This is a genomic window from Stenotrophomonas daejeonensis (assembly GCF_001431505.1).
Lineage (GTDB): Bacteria > Pseudomonadota > Gammaproteobacteria > Xanthomonadales > Xanthomonadaceae > Stenotrophomonas > Stenotrophomonas daejeonensis.
This window is the reverse complement of record NZ_LDJP01000093.1, coordinates 1-6,133: the sequence shown is the minus strand read 5'-3', so window position 1 is coordinate 6,133 and position 6,133 is coordinate 1. Positions and strand designations below refer to the sequence as shown.

Here is a 6,133-nt window from a genome sequence, read left to right as displayed (position 1 = left end):
GCCTCACGGTGGTTTCGACCCTTCTCCCTTCGGGAGAAGGTGCCCCGAAGGGGCGGATGAGGGGCGAACGCAGTCCATGATGCTTGACCATCGGGGCTTCATCGCCCCTCATCCCAACCCCCGCTTCGCGCCCCGGCCCTTGCGCTGGCGCAAGGGCGTTCGAAGGGCAGCGAACCGGGGGTTCGCGAACTGCCCCTCTCACCCCGACGGGAGAGGGGCCATGGATCAGCTCGACGCCTCGCGCACCGCCTCCGGCAGTGGCGCGCTCCTGCCGGTCTGCGCATCCATCCACACCACCACCACGTTGCCGTCCGAGTACAGCTTGCCGGCGTCCTGCTGGTCGACGATGCGGTGGCCGATGGTCACGCTGCTGTTGCCCAGCCGCTCGACGAACAGCTCCACGACGATGTCGTTCGGCCACACGATCGGCAACCGGTAGTTGACGTTGGTGGCGGCCACCACCGGCACGATGCGGTCGTTCAGCGACACGCCTTCCACGCCCAGCATCCAGCGCACGCGCGCTTCTTCCAGGTAGGACACGTACTTGGCGTTGTTGACGTGGCCCATCGAGTCCATGTCGCGCCAGCGCACGCTGATCGGCACGCGGGCCAGCAGCTTGTGTTCGTCGTTCATCGGGAATCCTTTTGCTTGCGGGGGGCGGCTTTCCTGGCGGCCGTTTTCTTCGCGGGCTTTTCCTTGCGCGGTGGCCTTGCATCGGGCTTGTTCGCCACCGCCGCCGGTTGTTCGGGGCGCGCGGCGGTGGAGGGCAGCATCCGTGCAAGGAACTGGCCGGTGTAGGACGCCGGGTGCGCGGCCACGTCTTCCGGGGTGCCGGTGACGAGGATGGTGCCACCGCGGTGGCCGCCTTCCGGGCCGAGGTCGACGATCCAGTCGGCGGTCTTGATCACGTCGAGGTTGTGCTCGATCACCACCACCGTGTTGCCCTCGTCGCGCAGCTTGTGCAGCACGCCGAGCAGCGCCTCGATGTCGTGGAAGTGCAGGCCGGTGGTCGGCTCGTCGAGGATGTACAGGGTGCGGCCGGTGTCGCGCCGGCTCAGTTCCTTGGACAGCTTGACCCGCTGCGCCTCGCCGCCGGACAGCGTGGTCGCGCTCTGGCCGAGCTTGATGTAGCTCAGGCCCACGTCGACCAGCGTCTCCAGCTTGCGGGCGATGGCCGGCACCGGCTCGAACAGCTTCAGCGCATCCTCGACGGTCATCTCCAGCACGTCGTTGATGCTGTAGCCCTTGTACAGGATCTCCAGCGTCTCGCGGTTGTAGCGCTTGCCGTGGCAGACGTCGCAGGGCACGTACACGTCCGGCAGGAAGTGCATCTCGACCTTGATCAGGCCGTCGCCCTGGCAGGCCTCGCAGCGGCCGCCGCGCACGTTGAAGGAAAAACGCCCCGGCGCATAGCCGCGCGCGCGCGCTTCCGGCACCTGCGCGTACAGCTCGCGCAAGGGCGTGAACAGGCCGGTATAGGTGGCCGGGTTGGAGCGCGGGGTACGGCCGATCGGCGACTGGTCGATGTCCACCACCTTGTCGAACAGGTCCAGCCCCTCGACCTCCCTGTACGCCGCGACCGGGTGCGAGGCGCCGTTGATCTCGTTGGCGGCCAGCGAGAACAGGGTGTCGTTGATCAGCGTCGACTTGCCCGAGCCGGACACGCCGGTGACGCAGGTCAGCAGCCCGGCGGGAACATGCAGGTCGACGTTCTTCAGGTTGTTGCCGCGGGCGCCGCGCAGGTGCAGCGTCATCTTCGGGTTCGGCTTGTGGCGCCTGGCCGGAATCTCGATGGCGCGCTTGCCGGACAGGTACTGCCCGGTCAGCGAGCGCGGCGCGGCGAGGATGTCCTCCAGCTTGCCTTCGCCGACCACCTCGCCGCCATGCACGCCGGCGCCGGGGCCGATATCCACGACGTGGTCGGCCAGGCGGATCGCGTCCTCGTCGTGCTCGACCACGATCACCGTGTTGCCGAGGTCGCGCAGGCGGGTGAGGGTGCCGAGCAGGCGCTCGTTGTCGCGCTGGTGCAGGCCGATGGACGGCTCGTCGAGCACGTACATCACGCCCACCAGCCCGGCGCCGATCTGCGAGGCCAGGCGGATGCGCTGCGCCTCGCCACCGGACAGGGTGTCGGCCTTGCGCTCCAACGTGAGGTAATCCAGGCCCACGTCGACGAGGAAGCCCAGCCGCTCGCTGATCTCCTTGACGATCTTGGCGGCGATCTCGCCGCGCCAGCCCGGCAGGCTCAGTTCGCCGAAGAAGCGCTTGGCCTCGTCGATCGGCAGCACCGCCAGCTCCGGCAGCGGCCGGTCGGCGACGAACACGTTGCGCGCGGCCTTGTTCAGGCGCGCGCCCTTGCACTCGGGGCAGGGGCGTTCGCTGATGAACTTTGCCAGTTCCTCGCGCACCGCCGGCGATTCGGTCTCGCGGTAGCGGCGTTCGAGGTTGGGGATGATGCCCTCGAAGCGATGCTTGCGCTGGCTGCGGCCGCCGGCCTCGGTGAAGTAGGTGAAGGTGATCTGCTCCTCGCCGCTGCCGTACAGCACCGCCTGCCGCACGTATTCGGGCAGCGACTGCCATGGCGCATCGACGTCGAACTTGTAGTGCTTGGCCAGCGAGGCGATCAGCTGGAAGTAATAGGCGTTGCGGCGGTCCCAGCCGCGCACCGCGCCGGCGGCCAGCGACAGTTCCGGGTGCACGACCACGCGCGAGGGGTCGAAGAACTCGGCCATGCCCAGGCCATCGCAGCCGGGGCAGGCGCCGACCGGCGAGTTGAACGAGAACAGCCGCGGCTCCAGTTCCGGCAGCGCGTAGTCGCAGACCGGGCAGGAATACTTGGACGAAAACAGCTGCGGCGCGGCGTCGGCATCGTCCAGCGACTGCACCACGGCCATGCCGTCGCCCAGCTTGAGCGCGGTTTCGAAGCTTTCGGTAAGCCGCTGCTTGATGTCCTCGCGTGGGCGGAAGCGGTCGATCACCGCCTCGATGGTGTGCTTCTGGCGCAGCCCCAGCGCCGGCACCGCGTCGATCTCGTACAGCTCACCGTCCACCCGCACGCGCACGAAGCCCTGCGCGCGCAGTTGGTCGAACACCTGCACGTGCTCGCCCTTGCGCTCGCGGATCACCGGCGCCAGCAGCATCCAGCGCTGCTCACCGTCCAGCGCCAGCACCTGGTCCACCATCTGGCTGACGGTCTGCGCCTCCAGCGGGTAGCCGTGGTCGGGGCAGCGCGGGCTGCCGACGCGGGCATAGAGCAGGCGCAGGTAGTCGTAGATCTCGGTGATGGTGCCCACGGTCGAGCGCGGGTTGTGGCTGGTGGACTTCTGCTCGATCGAGATCGCCGGCGACAGCCCCTCGATGTGGTCCAGGTCCGGCTTCTCCATCACGCTCAGGAACTGCCGCGCATAGGCCGACAGCGATTCCACGTAGCGGCGCTGGCCCTCGGCGTAGATGGTGTCGAACGCCAGCGAGGACTTGCCCGAGCCGGACAGGCCGGTGATCACGATCAGCTTGTCGCGCGGCAGGTCGAGGTCGATGTTCTTGAGGTTGTGCGTCCGCGCACCGCGGATGCGGATGAAATCCATCGCCATGAGGAATCCGTTGCTTGGTCGCCACCGGCGGGGCCGGTGGCGGGGTGTGGGGGCGTAGCCGGCGGCAGTCGACCAGCCTAGCGGCCTTGTGATTTGGGGGCAATTGCCGGAATTGCCAGCCCGTGCGCGGCGTCGCGGAAGCGGCGCATGCCCTTGTCCGGGCAGGGGTTTGGCGGGGAGGGGCGGCTTGACCCGGACACGGCGCTGCCCCTACAATTCCGCTTCTGTCCGCCCTCGATGGTGGGCAGATCCCAAGAATAACTACAGAAGAGACACTCCCATGTACGCAGTACTGGTAACCGGCGGTAAGCAATACCGCGTCGCGCAGGGCGAGACCCTCCGCGTTGAGAAGCTCGAAGCCGAAGCCGGCAGCGAGATCAAGTTCGACACCGTCCTGATGCTCGGCGATGCCGACGGCATCAAGATCGGCGATGCCCTGAAGGGCGCTTCGGTGACCGCCAAGGTCGTGGCCCACGGCCGCGCCGACAAGGTGCGCATCATCAAGTTCCGCCGCCGCAAGCACCACATGAAGCGGCAGGGCCACCGCCAGCACTACACCGAAATCGAAATCACCGGCATCGCCGGCTAATCCAAGGAGAATCCGTCATGGCACATAAAAAGGGCGTAGGCTCCTCGCGCAACGGCCGCGATTCCAACCCGAAGTACCTCGGCGTCAAGATCTTCGGTGGCCAGGCCATCGAAGCCGGCAACATCATCGTGCGCCAGCGCGGCACCCAGTTCCACCCGGGTACCGGCGTCGGCCTCGGCCGCGACCACACGCTGTTCGCGCTGGTCGACGGCAAGGTCGAGTTCACGGTGAAGGGCCCGAAGAAGCGCCGCACCGTCAGCGTCGTCGCGGAAGCCTGATCCCGCACGCGCAGGCGCCCCTGCCTGGCATGGGCGCAGCGACGAAAGCCCCGCTTCGGCGGGGCTTTTCGTTGGAACGGCGGCAGCCGCGCGGCGCGCGTGGCGCCGGCCCGATAGACTTCCTTCGCGGGGTCGCCCTCCCGATTCCCCATTCCTCCTCGATCCCCGGTCTTTCCCATGAAACTCGTTGATGAAGCCGAAATCTCCGTAATTGCCGGCAACGGCGGCAATGGCTGCGTCGGTTTCCGCCGCGAGAAATTCATCCCGCTGGGTGGCCCGGACGGCGGCGACGGCGGCGACGGCGGCAGCGTGTGGATCCGCGCCGACGAAAACCTGAACACCCTGGTCGACTTCCGCCATGACCGCATCTTCAAGGCGCAGCGCGGCGAGAACGGCATGGGCCGGCAGATGTACGGCAAGGCCGGCGAGGACCTGACCATCACCGTGCCGGTCGGCACCGTGGTGATCAACGTCGCCACCGATGAAGTCATCGGCGACATGACCCGGCATGGCGACCGCCTGCTGGTGGCCAAGGGCGGCAAGGGCGGCCTCGGCAACATGCATTTCAAGAGTTCAACCAACCGCGCGCCGAGGCAGGCATTGCCGGGCGAAGAGGGGGAGGAGCGCCTGCTCAAGCTGGAGCTGAAGCTGCTGGCCGACGTCGGCTTGCTTGGCTTCCCCAATGCCGGCAAGAGCACCCTGATCCGCGCGGTGTCGGCGGCCACGCCGAAGGTGGCCGACTACCCGTTCACCACCCTGTACCCGAACCTGGGCGTGGTGAAGGTGGAGAACTACCGCAGCTTCGTGATCGCCGACATCCCCGGCCTGATCGAGGGCGCGGCCGACGGCGCCGGGCTGGGCGCGCAGTTCCTGCGCCACCTGCAACGCACCCGGCTGCTGCTGCACCTCGTCGACATTTCGCCGATGGAAGGCGGGGTGGAAGGCATTTCCCCGGTCGAGCAGGTGCGCGCGATCGAGCGCGAACTGGGCAAGCACGACCCGGAGCTGCTGGAAAAGCCGCGCTGGCTGGTGCTGAACAAGGCCGACCTGATGTTCGAGGACGAGGCGCAGGCCGCGGCCGCGCAGGTGGTCGAGGAGCTGGGCTGGACCGGCCCGTGGTACCTGGTGTCGGCGCTGGGCCGCGAGGGCACCTGGCCGATCATGAAGGACATCATGGCCTTCTTCGACCAGCAGAAGCTGCTGGAAGCCGAGGCGCGGCAGGCGCAGGGGTGAGGCGGATGCCGGGAGTCCGCGCGTAGATGCGGGGCTTGCCCCGCATGGGGCTTTCCCGGTGAAGCCTCGTGCGGGGCAAGCCCCGCACCTTGTGTCTTGAAGCCTGCCCCGATCAGGCAGACTTCCCCGGAGTGATCCGGGAGGTTCCGATGATGCCGTCTCCGCACTTGAGCCTTCGAGCTCGCACCGTAGATCCGGCACATCGGAACCCTTTTCCGCCTTGGAGCTTGAACGGTATCTTCGGCCCGCTTTTGCGAGAGCCAGCACGAACAAGGGCAAGCCCGGCGGTCACTGGATCCGGTTCGACAGCAGGAGACAGAGACATGCAGGTGATAGGCATCGACGTGGCCAAGGCCACCTTCGACATCGCCCTGCCGTTGGGGCAGGGCAAGTACCGCACCCGGGGCAAGCTCGGCAACACCGCCGCGGGTTGGGAACAACTG

The 6,133-nt window shown here is 67.6% G+C and carries 5 protein-coding genes and 1 pseudogene; 4 read left to right on the top strand and 2 right to left on the bottom strand.

Annotated features, from left to right (window positions below; translation table 11 throughout):
- Positions 1-225: 225 nt before the first annotated feature.
- Positions 226-633 (bottom strand): acyl-CoA thioesterase, encoded by a 408-nt coding sequence (locus tag ABB34_RS13825; RefSeq protein ID WP_057641961.1) that lies wholly within the window; start codon positions 631-633, stop codon positions 226-228.
- Entirely contained in the window at positions 630-3,590 is a 2,961-nt protein-coding gene (gene uvrA, locus ABB34_RS13820; RefSeq protein ID WP_057641960.1) for an excinuclease ABC subunit UvrA, read from the bottom strand. Before uvrA ends, ABB34_RS13825 begins: the two co-directional genes overlap by 4 nt.
- 280 nt (positions 3,591-3,870) lie before the next feature.
- Here uvrA and rplU point away from each other — a divergent pair, with 280 nt between their 5' ends.
- From rplU to ABB34_RS15330, 4 genes and pseudogenes are all read left to right on the top strand, one after another.
- A complete protein-coding gene (rplU, locus tag ABB34_RS13815) occupies positions 3,871-4,179 on the top strand; it encodes a 50S ribosomal protein L21 (RefSeq protein WP_057641959.1) in 309 nt (102 codons plus the stop codon).
- 17 nt (positions 4,180-4,196) lie between these two features.
- Positions 4,197-4,457 carry a 50S ribosomal protein L27 gene (gene rpmA, locus ABB34_RS13810; protein WP_057641958.1) on the top strand — a complete coding sequence of 87 codons (261 nt, stop codon included), beginning with the start codon at positions 4,197-4,199 and terminating at the stop codon, positions 4,455-4,457.
- Between the two features lie 177 nt (positions 4,458-4,634).
- Positions 4,635-5,690 carry a GTPase ObgE gene (gene obgE / locus ABB34_RS13805; RefSeq protein WP_057641957.1) on the top strand — a complete coding sequence of 352 codons (1,056 nt, stop codon included), beginning with the start codon at positions 4,635-4,637 and terminating at the stop codon, positions 5,688-5,690.
- Positions 5,691-6,013: 323 nt separating this feature from the next.
- Positions 6,014-6,133 (top strand): annotated as a pseudogene (locus tag ABB34_RS15330) (IS110-like element ISStma4 family transposase); the annotation flags it as partial.